A 17,897-nucleotide genomic window follows, 5' to 3' on the forward strand; every position below is an offset into this window, starting at 1 on the left:
CGTTGAATACAAAAACTCTCTTTTATATATTATGCAACGAATGAAAATCACTGCTGGTCACCAGCAAGCTATGCCATATATAGTAGTAGAAAAAGCTGAAGATTTTATTGATTTCATTCGAAAAATCTTTCAGGCACAGGAAATGATACGAAGCCTGGATGTTGATAACAGAATACAGCACTCAGAAATTAGGATCGGTGATACCACTATTCTTCTTACAGAAGCTTCACAACATAATCCTGCACACCCCGGGTGCATGTATGTTTATGTAAAAGATACTGATCAAACATATTATGAAGCAATAGATGCAGGAGCCAAATCCTTGATGGAACCTATAGAAGAAGATTATGGAGCCAGAGGAGCCGGTTTTCAAGATCCATTTGGTAACACCTGGTGGATTGCTACATTAAATTAAGTCTGATCAAAAACGATTATTCTATATTTAGTTACATCCTAAATCCTGTTGAGATTGTACATCATTAACCGGAAAGCATAATCCCGATTTCAACGTTTCAGGCACATACCGATTAAGATCAGTATCCCGTAAACTAGTTTCTATAAAAGCCGTGAGGTTATCTATTTCCTGATCTGTCAAATCAATAGTACCAAATTGAGTTGCCAGGTTTTCATCTGTTACTTCTGTTGATTGCGGGATTCCTTTATTTTTATATACCACAACATCTCTTACCGATGTAAATGTTCCTCCGTGACCATAAAAACCATTATCAGTTATATTATAAAGAGTTGGTGTTTTAAATTTATAGTTATCATTTGGATTTTTAGTAAAACCTCCCCTTCCTTTCTTTACATTTTCAAAACCTGCACTATCTAGCACCAATGCTTTATTAGAATTATCAAAGTCCCCCATCCCAAAAGCATGAAAACTCTTATCATTTAATGCTGGACCAGTATGACATTGATAACATTTTCCGTTACCAAAAAACGAAATTGCTCCTTTCTTTTCTGCATCACTCATAGCATCATAGTCTCCTTTTAACCACTCTTGCCAAGGCGATTTATTGGCAAGTAATGTTCTTTCATAAGCAGCCATGGCCAAACCTGCATTCTTAGTAGTATATCGCTGGCTCTCTATAATATCACCAAAAGCCTTATCAAACATTTCCTTATATCCAAGTGTATTTACAAAAGCCTCATCAATCAATAGTCTATGTACTCCCTGACCTTTTATTGCTTGAACTTCTATGCCTTGAAATCCTAAAAAATTCTCTTGAATATTTGTCCAATTACTTTCTGTTCCTGCATTAGTTCCTGTACCTCCAAATTGTCCATTCCATAACATTACATCTTGGTACGCCACGTTTAAAAGAGTAGGTGAACGAAGTGGTTGGATGTCAACAGAATCAATAGGAACATTAGTATTTATTAATCTACCATTACCATTGGTTCCAAAACCTATACCACATTCTCCAATACCTTGTCTTAATCCTGAGCTAAATCCCGCAGCAACTTGATGACAAGAGGCACAAGAATATGTCGCTTTCATCTCATCTATTTTTGGGTTTCCGCCAAGAGCTGTTTCATGCAATAATAACTTTCCTAATTCAACTTTTTCCTTAGTAATTGGATTTAGAGGATCTTGAGGTATTTTAAGATAATCATCACTTTGTGGTAAAATAAAATAAGCAAGACCTTTGTCTTCAGAAATATTGGTTAAAAGAGTTTTTAAGTCTTTATCCAAACCTGATGCTATAGGTACATAGTCATCATCATTAGCACAAGAAAATAAAAGTAATGTAATAAGTATAAGAGTAGTTATTTTTCCCATAGATTCCCTTTATATAAAATTATTAAAATTTGTTTTCTGGCGCGAATGTAACAAAAACTAATACAATACAAAAGGGGAATTTACCCCTAAAAACCTTTAATTTTTATGTTTATAAAAATCACTTTGTTTTTGAAAAGATATTCATAACAACTAGTGCTACCAATGCTGGTAATAACCAAGCTAAGCTATATACACCTAAAGGAAGGACTTTTATAAGCGGAGCAACATAGTCCTGCATTCCAATAGACCCTAAAAAATCAGGAATACTAAATAAAATAGTTACAATAACAACAGTTCTAAATACTAATGAAGAAGTGAATCTATTGGGTAAAACATTTAATAGAATCAAAATGATGGTTATAGGGTAAATAAACATAAGTGCCGGTATAGCCACATTGATGATATAGTGTACATCAAACTGTCCCATTAAAACACCCAAAATACAGGCTACAATTGCAGTAATAAAATATGCTTTTTGAGATCCATTATAAATACCTTTTATAAAATCTGCCGTACCTGTTACAATACCTACAGCTGTAGTAAAACAAGCTAATCCAACTAGAATACTTAAAAATACTTTACCAATATTGCCCAGAGTTTTTAAACTCATCCCTGATAATAAATCTGTTCGGGAAATATCAGTGTCAAAATCAGCACCAAATAATGCACCGCTATAAATCATCCCTGCATAAATAACAAAAAGACCTACTCCCGCCAAAATACCTGATCCAATGATCAGTTTTCGATTTCTATCAAAATTATTTTCTCCTTTAATTTTTAGAGAAACAATAATAACGCCACCTACAACAACGGCTCCTATTGCATCAAATGTTTGATATCCTTCTAGCAACCCTTTAATAAAAGGAGTTTGAAATTCTGAAGGATTAATCGCAGGAGTTTGCATTGAAAAAATACTAATACAAATAATACTAAGTACGACGATAAATATAATAGGAGAAAGAAATTTGCCTAATAAACTAAGAATCTTAGATCGATTAAGTACAAAAAGCAATACTAACGCAAAATAAATAGTACTGGTCAACCAGGCATTTGTGCCAAAAAATGGTTGAATTGCCATCTCATGAGTAACAGATGCTGTTCTTGGAGAAGGCAATGTGATCGAGATCAAATAAACCAGTATACAATAAATAAGACTAAATGTAGGAGATACTTTCTTTGCAAAATCAAGCATAGTTCCTTGTAAGCGAGCATGTGCAAAAATTCCTAACAAAGGAATAACTACTGCCGAAATAGCAAAACCCATAATAACCAGAAACCATGCATCACCCGCTTTATACCCCAAAAGTGGAGGAAGCATCAAGTTTCCTGCACCAAAGAACATTGAAAATAATGCAAATCCTGCAACAAAAGTTTCTTTATTAAATCTCATTTAGTTAGGTATTTATGTCCCTTTAAAAAGCAATAATAATGAAACCATAATAAGCATACAAAATAATCGTAATAGTATTTGTAAATAGAAAAGCAATAACAAGCTGAAAATTAATATATAACTATAGCTAAAAAACTAAGTACATTCATAAAAAAATATTCATTTACATTTTAAAAGAGTATTGTTTCTAGTTTCTTTGCTCTTTAAATTAAAAAGCAAAATGATAGTAACATATAAAGGGATTAAAGTAAATTATAACACCTCTGGAAAAGGTACTCCTATAATCTTTCTACATGGGTTTCTAGAAAATTCTACTATGTGGGAAGAAACCATCGACCTTATATCAAGTACATATCATTGCATTTCGATAGATCTTTTAGGTCATGGTCATACCGAGTGTATCGGATATATACATACTATGGAGGATATGGCACAAGCAATCAAGGTTGTTTTAGATCATCTAGATATCTCTACGGCTTCTTTTGTAGGTCATTCTATGGGAGGATATGTAGCTCTCGCATGCATAGATCTTTTTCCAGATATAGTTTCAGGATTAGTATTGTTAAATTCTACCTCATTTCCTGATAGTGCCGAGAGAAAACAAAACCGTAGTAGAGCTATTGATATTGTCAAGAATAGTCCTAATGCATATACCAGCATGGCAATTGCTAATCTTTTTGCCGAAGAAAACCGATTGCGATTTGCCGACAAAATAAATATAATCAAAGATCAGGCTTCAATGATTTCTTTGCAAGGAATTATCTCTGGTTTAGAAGGAATGAAAGTAAGAAAAGATCATACATCTCTTTTGTCCAATTTTAATAAGCCTAAAATCATATTTGCCGGAACCAAAGATCCTATATTATTATATGATCAAAGTATTAAAGAATCTAAACAATGTAATATCAATCTTGTTAGTTTTGATGGAGGGCATATGTCATATTTGGAGAATAAGGACGAATATGTTGCAGAACTTTACCAGTTTCTGAACTCTTTTTAATACAAATCTTAGAAGATAATAAACCCATTTTTGGTTTCTTTAAAAACCAGACAGTTTTATACATTTCTTAGACGAAATACCTTTTTCGTAGTCAAAAAACACTACAAAAGGAGTATTTCGACTAAAAATCAATGATTTATGGTGATTTTTTCTTACAAAAATGCAGATAATAATAAAAAAAAGATTATTATTGTATTGATAATGAACCCATAACCCTTTTCTATGAATTTTTAACCCCCTAAGAATAATGAAAAAAACTACCCCATCCTCCGCATTTTCTTTTTCAAAAATTTACTGCTCTCTATTTGGCCATGACTATCTTCTTTCTAAAAATGTTACTCATCACATTAAAGAATATACCTGTTCGCACTGTGGTGAACAAGCTACTACTAATAGTAGAGGACGATTAGAAGCAATGACACCTAAATTAAAAGAAATTAATAATGCTTTAGCCTCTGTGCATGCTAAGAAACAGGCAAGAACTAATCGTGATACTCCATTTCAGGCAGCTTCATAATTATTAATTATTCCTCGATTGGATTCCAACCCTGAGCCTGTATGGCTATCTTTTCATTTGCTCTGGTTACTAGTCCTATTCCACTTTTCTCATCTGTTATATGACCTATAACTGTAAGACTGGGATTTGCTTTTATTTTAGGATAATCTTCTTGTTTCATTGTAAACAGTAATTCATAATCTTCTCCTCCATTTAGTGCTACTGTTGTACTATTCATTTTAAATTCTTCGCATGTAGATATAACTGTAGGGTCTAATGGGATTTTTTCCTCATATAAATTTACTCCAACTTTAGATTGAGAACAAAGATGTATTATTTCTGATGATAGTCCATCACTTATGTCAATCATACTTGTTGGTTTTACATCTAATGCTTTAAGAAGTTCTGATATGTCTTTACGTGCTTCTGGTTTAAGTTGTCTCTCAATGATGTAAGCATATTGATCCAGGTCTGGTTGCGAATTAGGGTTAACCTCATAAACTTGCTTCTCTCTCTCTAATACCTGAAGCCCTAAATATGCTGCTCCCAAATCACCAGTTACAACCAGAAGGTCATTTTCTTTGGCCCCACCACGATATACCAAATCTTCTTCATTTGCATATCCAACAGCCGTAATACTAATAAGTAAACCGGTTGTTGAAGAAGTTGTATCTCCTCCTACTACATCTACATTATAAATCTTTGCTGCAGTTTCAATTCCTGCGTATAATTCTTCTAATGCTTCCAAAGGAAACCTGTTTGATACTGCAATAGAAACTGTAATTTGTGATGCTGTTGCATTCATTGCATAAACATCAGAAAGATTAACCACCACTGCTTTATATCCTAAATGCTTTAATGGAACATATGACAAATCAAAATGTACTCCTTCTATCAATAAATCTGTTGTTAATACGCATTTTTTATTTTTAAAATCCAAAACTGCTGCATCATCCCCAATCCCAAGAGAAGTTGTTTTTTGGTTGATCTCAAAATTCTTGGTCAAATGATTAATCAGTCCAAACTCTCCTAATTCCGATAGTTGTGTCTTTGGTGTATTCTTATCTTCAATCATTTTGCAAAGGTAGGTAACAAAGTGATTTCAATTCATAAAAAACTTCTGATTTTTCAACCCTCTAAACTTAACACTAGGAGTCTTGTAGCTTGGGGATATTAAAACAATACTCAAAAAAGTTTAGTACATTTATTAAAATTGAAAACATTATGAAAAGGTATTTTATATGCGAATTGTTATTATTTGCAGCTTTTATAAGTTGTAGTAGTGACGACAATGGTAATGACGTTTTTAATAATCCGCCTGTTGCTACAAATGATGTTAAATCTGGCCCCTGTGAAAATGGTCTTGCGGGTGGGTTTTACCCTTGTAGCGGATATGATCTGATCACTAGAATATCGTTGACAGAAATGTCTGCGGGTGCTGGCAATGATAGCTGGGGGTGGACAGACTCGCAAAGTGGTAAAGAATATGCATTAATAGGGCTGGACAATGGTACGGCTTTCATAGATATTTCTACACCTGATAGTCCAATATATTTAGGCAAACTACCAACCGCAACTGTAAATAGTCCGTGGAGGGATGTAAAAGTCTATCAAGATCACGCTTTTATTGTAAGTGAGGCTACCAATCATGGAATGCAGGTTTTCGATCTTACAAGACTACGAAATGTAACAAACCCGCCTCAGACCTTTACTTCTGATACGCATTTTACCGATTTTGGAAGTGCACATAATATTGTTATTAATGAAGATTCTGGATTTGCATATGCAGTAGGAACAAGTAGGTTCGGAACTTATCGAGGAGGTCCTGTATTTATTAATATACAAGATCCTAAAAATCCAATTGCTGCAGGAGGTTTTCTTTCTACAGGAGATAGAGCTTATAGTCACGATGCACAAGCAATTAACTATCAAGGACCTGATACCGATTATACGGGTAAAGAAATATTAATTGGTAGTAATGAGATAGAAGTTGTAATCGCAGATATTACAGATAAAAATAATCCTGTTACGATATCAACTATTAAATATACAGACGTAGGGTATACTCATCAAGGATGGTTTACAGAAGACATGAGATATTTTATATTAGGCGACGAAACCGATGAACAAGGAGTTGGATTTAATACCAGAACTATAGTTTTTGATTTTGAAGATCTTGATAACCCTAAGTTTCATATGAATTATACGGGTCCTACAGCTGCCGTAGATCATAATGGATATGTAAAGGGAAATCTATTTTATCTGGCAAATTATAGAGCTGGAATTAGAATACTTGACATTTCTGATATCGGGAATAAAAATATGACAGAAATTGGTTTTTTTGACACTTTCCCATCAAGTGATAGTGCAAATTTTAATGGGGTATGGAATGTATACCCTTATTTTCAAAGTGGAAATATTGTGATTAGTGATATCCAAGGAGGGTTTTTATTGATTCGAAAGAGTACTCCGTAAAAATATAAATTAATTATGTTTTATAACATAATCTTATCCTCTGTATAGACCAAAATATAATAGCAGTCAAAAACTTTAATTGCTCTTTATAGATTTTGCTTAAAATTGAAAAATACATATCACTTTAATACAATTCTTCATTTTTTAACTCATAATTATGTGAAAAAATGTTAAAAAATGTTAAAGTAATGCAAACTACACATAGAATTCACAAATACCTAAACATAAAATCGATAAATTAGTTAATTATTTAAAAATTAAACTATTAGCGTATGACATAAACTTCAATTTCTAAACAAACTCTTAAACCACAAACTCAATGAAAAATTTAACTACTCTTCTGCTGTTAATATCAGCAGTATTCTCTTATGGTCAGACCCCTTGTCAAAACGGGCTGGCAGGTTCTTATCCTTGTAACGATTACGATTTAATGTCTCACATCACTCTATCTCAGATGAGTGCCACAGCCGGTAATGATAGCTGGGGATGGACAGATCCACAAAACGGTAATGAATATGCAATTATTGGTTTAAATAACGGAACCGCATTTATAAACATTTCAAACCCAACTAATCCCGTTTATCTTGGTAAATTGCCAACAGCTACCTCTAATAGTTCTTGGAGAGATGTAAAAGTGTATAAAAATCATGCTTTTATAGTAAGTGAAGCTTCAAATCACGGAATGCAGGTTTTTGATCTTACAAGATTGCGTAACGTAGCAAATCCTCCTCAAAATTTTACCGCAGATAAAAGGTATACAGAATTCGGAAATGCTCATAACATTGTAATCAATGAAGATTCTGGATATGCCTATGTTGTAGGGGCTCAAAGAAATTCTGGTCCTTATAAAGGAGGACCTCTTTTTATTAACATTCAAGATCCTAAAAACCCTACTAACGCAGGGGGACTTTTATCAGGGGGTCAACGTGCATATACTCATGATGCCCAGGTTATTACTTATAATGGTCCGGATAGTGACTATACAGGAAAAGAAATTCTAATCGGTAGCAACGAAATTGAAATCGTAATAGCCGATATTACCAATAAATCAAATCCTAAAACAATATCAACCATAAAATATTCTGATGTTAAATATACTCACCAAGGGTGGTTTACAGAAGATTTGAAATATTTTATATTGGGAGATGAACTCGATGAACAAGGAGTTGGTTTTAATACAAAAACAATAGTTTTTGATTTTCAGGATTTAGATAATCCAAAATTTCATTTTAATTATTTTGGCCCTACACCTGCTACAGATCATAATGGATATGTAAAAGGTAATTTATTCTACTTGGCAAATTATAGAGCAGGGATAAGGGTTATAGATATTTCTAACATTGGAACCAAAACCATGACAGAGGTAGGGTTTTTTGATACTTATACCTCTAGTAATAGTGTAACTATGGATGGTGTGTGGAATGTATACCCCTATTTCAATAGCGGAAACATTGTTATAAGTGATATTCAAGGAGGGTTTTTCTTAATACGAAAAAGTGCACCAGCCGTATGCCAGGCAACCGTTCCTACAGGTGTCGGATCTTCTAATATAAATGCAACTTCTGCTACTATTAATTGGACAAGTGTTGCCAACGCTACTTATGATTTAAGATATCGTCAAACAGGTACTTCTTCCTGGACAACAACCGCAGTAAACGGAACTTCTAATACTATAACTGGTTTGTCTGCCACTACATCTTATGAAGCACAAGTAAGAAGTAAATGTCAAGACGGCACTTCTTCTAATTACAGTGGTTCTGTTAATTTCACAACTACAGATGTTCAAGTGAATTATTGTAATTCTAATGGAAATAGTGTTTCTGATGAATATATTAGTAATGTATCTATTGGGAGTATAAATAATACATCCGGGGCATCCAGTGGTGGTTATGAAGACAACACCTCTATATCTACTAGTCTTGCAAAAGGCACATCACATACAATTACAATCACTCCAACATGGTCGGGTACAGTATATAGTGAAGGATATAGTGTATGGATCGATTTTAACCAAGATGGTGATTTTGTAGATTCTGGAGAACAAGTATGGTCACAGAATGCAACGAGAACTACTCCTGTTAGTGGAACATTTTCAATCCCATCTAGTGCATCAGCAGTATCGACCAGAATGCGTGTCTCTATGAAATATAATTCTGTCCCAACATCCTGTGAATCGTTCCAATATGGTGAGGTAGAAGATTATACAGTTACTATTACCGAAGGTAGTGGTAATGTTTGTGCCGGTGGAGTATCCTCATTCCCATACAATGAAAGTTTTGAAAACACTTTAGGTTTGTGGACACAATCATCATCAGATGATATCAATTGGACAGTAGATACTAATGGAACTCCATCAAGAAATACAGGACCATCAAGTGCAAGTCAGGGAACATATTATCTCTATGTAGAGGCTTCTGGAAATGGAACAGGGTTTCCTAGTAAACGTGCAATACTAACATCTCCTTGTTTTGACTTAAGTGGTACTGCTTCTCCTGCATTCACATTTACATATCATATGTTTGGCGCATCTGATATGGGGAGCATAGCAGTTGAAGCATCAACAAATGATGGTGCTTCATGGACAAGCATCTGGAGTAAAACCGGTAATCAAGGAAATTCCTGGAATACCATTAATCTTGATCTTTCTCAATATATTGGTGAAGCTTTAAAACTAAGATTTAATAGAGTTACAGGGGCTACCTGGCAAGCTGATATCGCCATTGATAATATTTCTCTTACAACCAGTGTTGCTGCTAACTCTTCTTTGGTTTCAACAGAAAACATATCTTTTTCGGTCTTCCCAAATCCGGTTCAGGGATCGATCATGAATGTATTTATGGGTGACAAAAGTGCTTCTAAAGAACCTTCAAATTTTGAAATCAAAAATTTTGTAGGGCAATTAGTAGGTAAAGGAGTCGTTAAAAATACAATAGATGTTTCCAATTTGAAAACAGGAGTTTACTTTTTACAAATCACCACCAAAAAACAAGGTGTTATTACCAAGCGTTTTGTAAAAAAATAATGTCTTTAAAATATACTAACAAATGAATCGCTCTAAATTCTTATTCAATGTACTTCTCGTCTGTATTGCAACATTAGTTTTAATTGCTTGTGGTAGCGATGATGAAGATAATGTGACACCCGTTCCTCCTTTAGAAGGGTTTTTGGGTGAAATAGACTGGGTAAAAACATTTGGAGGAAGTAATGAAGATAATGCCCTATCAGTAGTTGAAACTACTGATGGGGGTTATGCAATAGCTGGATATACCCAAAGCATTGATGGAGATATTACAGATAAAACTGCTCCAGATAGTGATTATTGGTTACTCAAAATAACTAAAGAAGGAGAAATTTCGTGGAGTAAAACTTATGGAGGCTCTGGAGATGAAAGAGGAGAAAAAATCATTCAAACTACCGATGGAGGATTTGCGTTGGTAGGATATAGCAGAAGTGCCGATGAAGATGTAAGTGCAAATGCCGGATTACAAGACTACTGGATCGTAAAAACAGATGCTTCGGGAGGTATACAATGGGAAAAGAGTTTTGGATTTCCTGGAATAGACAGAGCCTTTTCTGTTGTACAAACTCGTGATGGTGGATACTTTATTACAGGTTTTCTTGATGTAACTGCTAGTGGTGGAGAAGGCAATGACAACAAAAGTGGTTTTTCAAAACACGGAGTGGGAGAATTCTGGGGTATTAAACTCAACTCTTCTGGAGAAAAAGAGTGGCGACGTTTTTTTGGGGGTACCAATAATGATCGTAGTTATGATGTAGTACAAACTCAAGATGATGGATTTTTAATGATAGGATCTTCAGAAAGTATTGATTTTGATGTTACTGGTAGTAAAGGAAGCTATGATTTTTGGGCCGTAAAAATTAATAAAGAAGGTACCAAATTATGGGAAAAATCATTTGGAGGATCAGAGATTGACGTAGGTTACGCAATTGCAGCTACCGGTGATGGGAAATTTCTTATCGTAGGAGATTCCAGAAGTGTAGATGGTGATATTTCTAGTGCTAATGGAAATGCTGATCTTTGGTTGATACAAATAGATGGCAATGGTAATTTACTTTGGCAAAAATCATTGGGAGGTACCGCTTTTGATACCGGAAGAGCTATCTCCAAAATGCAAAATGGCGGTTTTATTATTACAGGTAACTCTAGAAGTAATGACATCGATGTGGCACAAAACAAAGGGCAAAGTGATGTATGGAGTATGATAATAACCTCTAATGGAGAAATCCAATGGAAACTGGCCAGTGGTGGTAGCGAAGCAGAATTTGGAGAAGGCTGCATAGAAACAAGCGACAAAAAAATAGTTGTTGTAGGTAATTCTGAAAGTAGTGACTTTGATGTCCCTGGTAATAAGGGATCCAAAGACCTATTAATTATTAAATATAAATAAACACAATGAAAAATATAATATACATCCTCATAGCAACATTGGTCATCGTTTCTTCCTGTAAAAATGACGACGAGGGAACGACAAAAACCTTTGGAAATGTTGTACTTGATTTAAAAAACACAATAAATAGTAATGGTATCGAATTAACTACTGATTCTTATACTAACGGAAGTAATGAAGTCTATATCATTTCAGAATTAAAATATATTATAAGTAATGTTGTTTTAATTAAAGCTAATGGTGAGGAGTTTACGTATCCTGTAGATCGAAGCTATTTCTTAATTAACGAAGAAGTTTTAGAAAGCAAAAAAGTAAACCTTTCTGATATTAGTGCAGGACAATACACTAAAATCAGGTTTGGTTTTGGGGTTGATCAATCAAAATATCCACTTAACGGAATGGCGAACTTTATTCCTACCGCAGAAGAAAGCGGAATGTTATGGAGTTGGTCTGCCGGATATAAATTCCTTAAATTTGAAGGAACATATACCACAAATGGTGGAGCTAGTACTGATTTTTTAATTCATGTAGGAAGTCATGGTACCACTTTAGACAACTATAAAGAAATAACACTCGAATTACCCAGCACATTGACCATTGAAGAATCAAAATCACCAGAAGTGGCAATTAATGTGGATATTGCAAAAATATTTGATGGTACAAATACGCATTCACTAGAGGTAAAAAACAGTATTCAGGTAGATGCAGAATTTGCTCCAAAAATTGCAGAAAATATAAGTACTATGTTTACTGCATCTAGTGTATCTAATTAAAGTAATATTTTGAAATTATTATCATATATAGCTATTATCCTTATCGGAACTGCATGTAGTTCTGATAAGGATAATTATGTTCCTATCGAAAATAAAAAATTAGAATTTACTATACCCGCAAACTTTCCCGACCCAACTTATGATATAGCACTTAATCCTCCCACAGAAAAAGGTTTCGAACTAGGAAAAAAGTTATTTTATGATGGTCGCCTGGCCTCTGATGGTGTGATTTCTTGCGGTTTTTGTCATATTCAGGATTTTGCATTTACCCATCACACACATATTGTAAGCCATGGTGTAGGCGGTGCTTTAGGAACTCGTAATGCACAGCCTTTACATAATATGGCATTTATGAAAGAATTCACATGGGATGGAGCTGCAATACATTTAGATCTTCAACCTATTATACCTATTACTGCAGAAGTAGAAATGAATGAAACCTTCAATGGCATTCTTAAAAAACTAGAAGAACAACCAGAATATGTAAAATTATTTGCAGAAGCCTTTGAAGATCAAAAAATCAATTCTGATAACATGCTTAAGGCAATTTCTCAGTTTATGATTATGATGATTTCAGCAAATACCAAATATGACAAAATAGAAAGAAATGAAGGCTCTGTATTTACTGTAGAAGAAGCTGCAGGTTTTGAACTCTTTAAAACCAAATGTGCCTCTTGTCATAAAGGTACCTTATTTACAGATCAATCGTATCGCAATAATGGTCTACCTATTGACCCTCTGTATAATGATATAGGAAGAAATCGTGTTACAGGATTAACCGAGGACATGCAAAAATTTAAAGTTCCTAGTTTAAGAAATATTGAACTTACTTTCCCTTATATGCATGATGGTAGATTAAAAACTTTAGACGATGTTTTAAATCATTATAGTGATGGTATGGTTGATTCTGAAACCTTAGACCCAATACTTAAAGACCAAAATGGTGCCTTGGGAATCCCAATGACAGCTGAAGAAAAACAACAAATCATCGCTTTTCTAAAAACACTTACCGATGATGATTTTGTAAACGATACTCGTTTTTCAGAATTTTAAAACCTTCTATCTAAGTCATTATAGCTTTTACCTATTCCAATATATAACAGATATATGTTAGGTTTTGTGTATAAAATCTACTTATGTAGTATATTTGCATTTCATTTAGAATTAATCTATATTATAAAAGTATGATTAAGGTATCAGACATAGCAAAAAATAAGGTCATCGAATTGATGAGTGACGATGGATATGATGCAGTTACCGATTATGTGCGTGTAGGTGTAAAAAGTGGAGGGTGCTCTGGTTTATCATATGATTTAAAATTTGATAAAGCACAAGAGGAAGGAGATAAAGTATTTGAAGATAATGGTGTGAAAATCATTGTAGATAAAAAAAGTTTTCTCTATTTAATCGGTACAACCCTAGAGTATTCTGGTGGTTTAAATGGTACTGGTTTTGTATTTAATAATCCTAATGCCAGTAGAACTTGTGGCTGTGGAGAAAGTTTTTCCCTTTAATCGATAAAAAAGATCCTGAATTAATTTAGGGTAATAAAAATGGCATATACTGAAGACGATTTAAAAAAAGAATTAGAGACCAAAGAATATGAGTATGGATTCTATACCGATATAGAATCTGATACTTTCCCTGTTGGTCTTAATGAAGATATAGTTCGTGCGATTTCTAAGAAAAAAGAAGAACCCGAATGGATGACAGAATGGAGACTTGAAGCTTTTCGAGCATGGGAACAGATGGAAGAACCCGAATGGGCAAATGTTACTTATGAAAAGCCCGATTTTCAGAATATATCTTACTATTCTGCACCAAATAAAAAACCTAAATATAATAGTATTGATGAGGTAGATCCAGAATTACTCGATACTTTTAAAAGACTTGGGATTTCATTAGATGAACAAAAGAAATTAGCGGGAGTAGCGGTAGATATTGTAATGGACTCTGTATCAGTAGCTACAACATTTAAAGAAACCCTTGCAGAAAAAGGAATTATATTTTGCTCTATTTCTGAAGCTATTCAAGAACATCCAGAATTAGTTAAAAAATATATTGGAGCTGTAGTTCCGCAGAAGGATAATTTTTATGCTGCCTTAAACTCTGCTGTTTTTAGTGATGGTTCGTTTTGCTATATTCCTAAAGGTGTTCGTTGTCCAATGGAACTATCTACCTATTTTAGAATCAATCAGGCAGGTACAGGTCAGTTCGAGCGTACTTTAGTTGTGGCAGATCAAGGAAGTTATGTAAGTTATCTGGAAGGGTGTACTGCTCCTTCTCGTGATGAAAACCAATTACACGCTGCTGTTGTAGAATTAATAGCATTGGATGGTGCAGAAATAAAATATTCTACAGTACAGAACTGGTATCCTGGTAATGCCGAAGGAAAAGGAGGGGTTTATAATTTTGTGACTAAAAGAGGAATTTGCGAAAACAACGCTAAAATTTCTTGGACACAAGTAGAAACAGGATCAGCAATTACCTGGAAATATCCTTCTTGTATATTAAAAGGAGATAACTCTGTTGGAGAATTTTATTCTATTGCGGTAACCAATAATTTTCAGCAAGCAGACACAGGTACAAAAATGATACACTTAGGCAAAAACACCAAAAGTACTATCATTTCTAAGGGTATTTCTGCAGGGAAATCTCAAAATAGCTATCGAGGATTAGTGCAAATAAGTAGTAGAGCGACCAATGCACGTAATTTTTCACAATGTGATTCATTATTGATGGGCAATGAATGTGGCGCACATACGTTTCCTTATATAGAAACTAAAAACAAAACCGCTCAAATAGAACATGAAGCAACTACAAGTAAAATAGGAGAAGATCAAATTTTTTATTGTAACCAACGAGGAATCGATACAGAAAAAGCAATCGCTTTGATCGTTAATGGTTTTAGTAAAGAAGTATTGAATAAGCTACCTATGGAGTTTGCAGTAGAAGCTCAAAAACTTCTGGAGATTTCTTTAGAAGGTTCTGTAGGCTAATTGTAAAACCATCAAATCTACATTAATGAAAAAAACATGTATTTTAATTGCACTAAGTCTTATTCTTTTTTCCTGCAAATCCGAAAACAAAAATGAAGAACCTAATTTAATTCGTGGCGAATTTATTCTTATAGATGATGCGGCAGTCTTAAAAGGTAATGATTTTATATATGGTGTGATAATTAATGATATCACGCTTGAACTCGCTAAAAAAGTAGAACCTCTGCAAAGAGAAGAATATGACATGGTTCCTGTTGTAGTAAAGGGAATCATAAAACCCAACCCAGAACAAGGGTGGGAAGAAATAGTAGAAATAAAAGAAATTATCGGAGTAAGTGCACCAACTTCAGAGTTGCCCACTAAGATTAAGTCTCCAGAAGAAGACAAAAACTCTGAGCTAGAAAAAGATAAATAACTAAATTATATCTCATAAGAGATAAAAGCTTTGTACAACATGTTAGAGATAAAGGATTTACACGCAAGTGTCGAAGGTAAAGAAATTTTAAAAGGTCTTAACCTAAATGTAAAAGCAGGAGAAATACACGCAATTATGGGTCCTAACGGTGCCGGAAAAAGTACATTAGCCAGTATCGTTGCAGGTAAAGAAGAATATGAAGTTACCAAAGGAGGAATTCTTCTGGAAGGAGAAGATATCGAAGAACTTGCAGCAGAAGAACGTGCTCATAAAGGTGTTTTTCTATCGTTTCAATACCCTGTAGAAATTCCTGGTGTAACGGTAACTAATTTTATGAAAACTGCCATAAATGAAACACGAAAAGCACAAGGCCTTGAAGAAATGCCTGCCAAAGACATGCTTAAAAAAATTCGTGAAAAATCCGAATTATTAGAAATCGATCGAAAATTTCTATCTCGTTCTCTTAACGAAGGATTCTCGGGCGGTGAGAAAAAACGTAATGAAATCTTTCAGATGGCAATGATGGAGCCTAAATTGGCAATCCTTGACGAAACAGATTCTGGGCTTGATATAGATGCTCTACGTATTGTAGCCAACGGAGTGAATAAACTGAAAAGTGAAGACAACGCTATCATAGTAATTACTCACTATCAACGTCTCTTAGACCATATAGTTCCAGATTTTGTACATGTATTATATGACGGTAAAATCGTAAAATCTGGTACCAAAGAATTAGCTTTAGAACTAGAAGAAAAAGGATACGATTGGATTAAAGAAGAAATAAACGCTTAAGATTATGGAGTTGAAAGATAAATTGGTGTCTTCTTTTTTGGCTTTTGAAAACACGGTAGATGTTGATACAGCTGTTCATGATATCAGAAGTCAAGCTATTAAAGCTTTTGAAGAAAAAGGATTTCCTACCAAAAAAGAAGAAGCGTGGAAATACACTTCTCTGAATACTGTACTAAAACACGATTACAGCATTTTTCCAAAAGAAGAAAATGCTATAGAATTTAGAGATATAAAAAAGTACTTCCTTCATGATTTGGATACATACAAAATTGTGTTTATTGATGGTAAATATTCATCTCATTTATCTGAAACTACTCATGATAAGATCGATGTATGTTTAATGTCATCGGCATTAAGCAATGAAAAATATCGATTAATAATTGAAAACTATTTTAACAAAGTAGCTCGTGAAGATGGGCTTACTTCTTTAAATACAGCTTTTTCTAGAGAAGGAGCTTATATTTATATTCCAAAAAATAAGTTGGCAGATAAACCTATACAGGTTTTACATTTTTCTACAGGAAATGAAGCTGCCCAAATGTTACAACCACGTAACTTAATTGTTGTTGGAGAAAATTCTCATGTGCAAATCATTGAGCGTCATCAGAGTTTAACAGACAACCCTGTTCTTACGAATTCTGTAACTGAAATTTTTGCAGATAAAAGGGCAGTTGTCGATTACTATAAAATTCAAAATGATAATCAAAATGCTTCTTTGATTGATAATACTTATATCGAACAACATGCACAAAGTGTAGCATCAGTACATACTTTTGCTTTTGGAGGAAATATCACCAGAAACAACCTTAATTTCTATCAAAAAGGTGAAGGAATCGACTCTATACTTAATGGTATAACAATTATTGAAGGAAAGCAGCATGTAGATCATAATACTCTGGTACATCATATAGCACCAAATTGTGAGAGTCATCAGGATTATAAAGGTATTTTTGATGAAAAATCTACAGGTGTTTTTAATGGAAAAATTATTGTAAATAAAGAAGCGCAAAAAACAAATGCTTTTCAATCTAATAACAACATCTTATTAAGTGATAAAGCAACTATCAATTCTAAGCCACAATTAGAGATTTTTGCAGATGACGTAAAATGCTCGCACGGTTGTACTATTGGACAATTAGATGATAATGCATTATTTTATATGAAATCCAGAGGTATTGGAGAAAAAGAAGCCAGGGCTTTGTTAATGTATGCATTCGCAAACAATGTGTTATCTAGTGTAAAAATACCTCAGCTAAAAAGTAGAATTAATAAACTAATCGCGACTAAACTTGGCGTGAATATTGGTTTCGACCTATAAGATAAACTGCATCAATAACAAATGATATTAGTAAAGCCAAATCC

General features: G+C 33.9%; 16 protein-coding genes. 13 read left to right on the plus strand and 3 right to left on the minus strand.

The window, feature by feature from the left end; all coding sequences use genetic code 11:
• Positions 1–31: 31 nt before the first annotated feature.
• The gene (locus tag Z054_RS0102620) at positions 32–415 is read left to right on the plus strand and encodes a VOC family protein (protein ID WP_024768547.1); all 384 of its coding nucleotides are present in this window, start codon (positions 32–34) and stop codon (positions 413–415) included.
• Positions 416–442: 27 nt separating this feature from the next.
• Here the strand turns inward: Z054_RS0102620 and Z054_RS0102625 are convergent, their stop codons facing one another.
• Together Z054_RS0102625 and brnQ are read right to left on the minus strand one after the other, a co-directional pair.
• The gene (locus tag Z054_RS0102625; protein WP_024768548.1) at positions 443–1,786 is read right to left on the minus strand and encodes a cytochrome-c peroxidase; all 1,344 of its coding nucleotides are present in this window, start codon (positions 1,784–1,786) and stop codon (positions 443–445) included.
• Positions 1,787–1,904: 118 nt separating this feature from the next.
• The gene (gene brnQ / locus Z054_RS0102630) at positions 1,905–3,176 is read right to left on the minus strand and encodes a branched-chain amino acid transport system II carrier protein (protein WP_024768549.1); all 1,272 of its coding nucleotides are present in this window, start codon (positions 3,174–3,176) and stop codon (positions 1,905–1,907) included.
• Positions 3,177–3,396: 220 nt separating this feature from the next.
• Here brnQ and Z054_RS0102635 point away from each other — a divergent pair, with 220 nt between their 5' ends.
• Complete coding sequence (locus tag Z054_RS0102635; RefSeq protein ID WP_024768550.1) at positions 3,397–4,176, plus strand: alpha/beta fold hydrolase; 780 nt, start codon at positions 3,397–3,399, stop codon at positions 4,174–4,176.
• Between the two features lie 247 nt (positions 4,177–4,423).
• On the plus strand, positions 4,424–4,693 hold the full coding sequence (locus Z054_RS0102640) for a hypothetical protein (protein WP_024768551.1): 270 nt from the start codon (positions 4,424–4,426) through the stop codon (positions 4,691–4,693).
• 7 nt (positions 4,694–4,700) lie between these two features.
• Here the strand turns inward: Z054_RS0102640 and thiL are convergent, their stop codons facing one another.
• On the minus strand, positions 4,701–5,747 hold the full coding sequence (gene thiL, locus Z054_RS0102645) for a thiamine-phosphate kinase (RefSeq protein ID WP_024768552.1): 1,047 nt from the start codon (positions 5,745–5,747) through the stop codon (positions 4,701–4,703).
• A 149-nt stretch (positions 5,748–5,896) separates the two neighbouring features.
• Between thiL and Z054_RS0102650 the strand changes: the two genes are divergently transcribed.
• The 10 genes from Z054_RS0102650 to sufD all read left to right on the plus strand — a co-directional run bounded on the left by Z054_RS0102650 (position 5,897) and on the right by sufD (position 17,853).
• A complete protein-coding gene (locus Z054_RS0102650; RefSeq protein WP_024768553.1) occupies positions 5,897–7,147 on the plus strand; it encodes a choice-of-anchor B family protein in 1,251 nt (416 codons plus the stop codon).
• Between the two features lie 319 nt (positions 7,148–7,466).
• Positions 7,467–10,169, plus strand: a complete 2,703-nt coding sequence (locus Z054_RS32610; RefSeq protein ID WP_024768554.1) for a choice-of-anchor B family protein — start codon at positions 7,467–7,469, stop codon at positions 10,167–10,169.
• A gap of 22 nt (positions 10,170–10,191) precedes the next feature.
• Positions 10,192–11,556 (plus strand): hypothetical protein, encoded by a 1,365-nt coding sequence (locus Z054_RS0102660; RefSeq protein ID WP_024768555.1) that lies wholly within the window; start codon positions 10,192–10,194, stop codon positions 11,554–11,556.
• A 5-nt stretch (positions 11,557–11,561) separates the two neighbouring features.
• Complete coding sequence (locus Z054_RS0102665) at positions 11,562–12,329, plus strand: MbnP family protein (RefSeq protein ID WP_024768556.1); 768 nt, start codon at positions 11,562–11,564, stop codon at positions 12,327–12,329.
• A 9-nt stretch (positions 12,330–12,338) separates the two neighbouring features.
• A complete protein-coding gene (locus Z054_RS0102670) occupies positions 12,339–13,382 on the plus strand; it encodes a cytochrome-c peroxidase (protein WP_024768557.1) in 1,044 nt (347 codons plus the stop codon).
• A gap of 131 nt (positions 13,383–13,513) precedes the next feature.
• Positions 13,514–13,843, plus strand: coding sequence for a HesB/IscA family protein (locus Z054_RS0102675; protein WP_024768558.1), 330 nt, complete (start codon positions 13,514–13,516; stop codon positions 13,841–13,843).
• 39 nt (positions 13,844–13,882) lie between these two features.
• Positions 13,883–15,328, plus strand: a complete 1,446-nt coding sequence (sufB, locus tag Z054_RS0102680; RefSeq protein ID WP_024768559.1) for a Fe-S cluster assembly protein SufB — start codon at positions 13,883–13,885, stop codon at positions 15,326–15,328.
• Between the two features lie 25 nt (positions 15,329–15,353).
• Positions 15,354–15,743 carry a hypothetical protein gene (locus Z054_RS0102685; RefSeq protein ID WP_024768560.1) on the plus strand — a complete coding sequence of 130 codons (390 nt, stop codon included), beginning with the start codon at positions 15,354–15,356 and terminating at the stop codon, positions 15,741–15,743.
• 39 nt (positions 15,744–15,782) lie between these two features.
• Positions 15,783–16,535, plus strand: coding sequence for a Fe-S cluster assembly ATPase SufC (sufC, locus tag Z054_RS0102690; RefSeq protein WP_024768561.1), 753 nt, complete (start codon positions 15,783–15,785; stop codon positions 16,533–16,535).
• Between the two features lie 4 nt (positions 16,536–16,539).
• The gene (sufD, locus tag Z054_RS0102695; RefSeq protein WP_024768562.1) at positions 16,540–17,853 is read left to right on the plus strand and encodes a Fe-S cluster assembly protein SufD; all 1,314 of its coding nucleotides are present in this window, start codon (positions 16,540–16,542) and stop codon (positions 17,851–17,853) included.
• Positions 17,854–17,897: the final 44 nt, after the last annotated feature.

This window comes from Aquimarina macrocephali JAMB N27, from assembly GCF_000520995.1.
In the GTDB taxonomy this organism is placed as follows: Bacteria; Bacteroidota; Bacteroidia; order Flavobacteriales; family Flavobacteriaceae; genus Aquimarina; species Aquimarina macrocephali.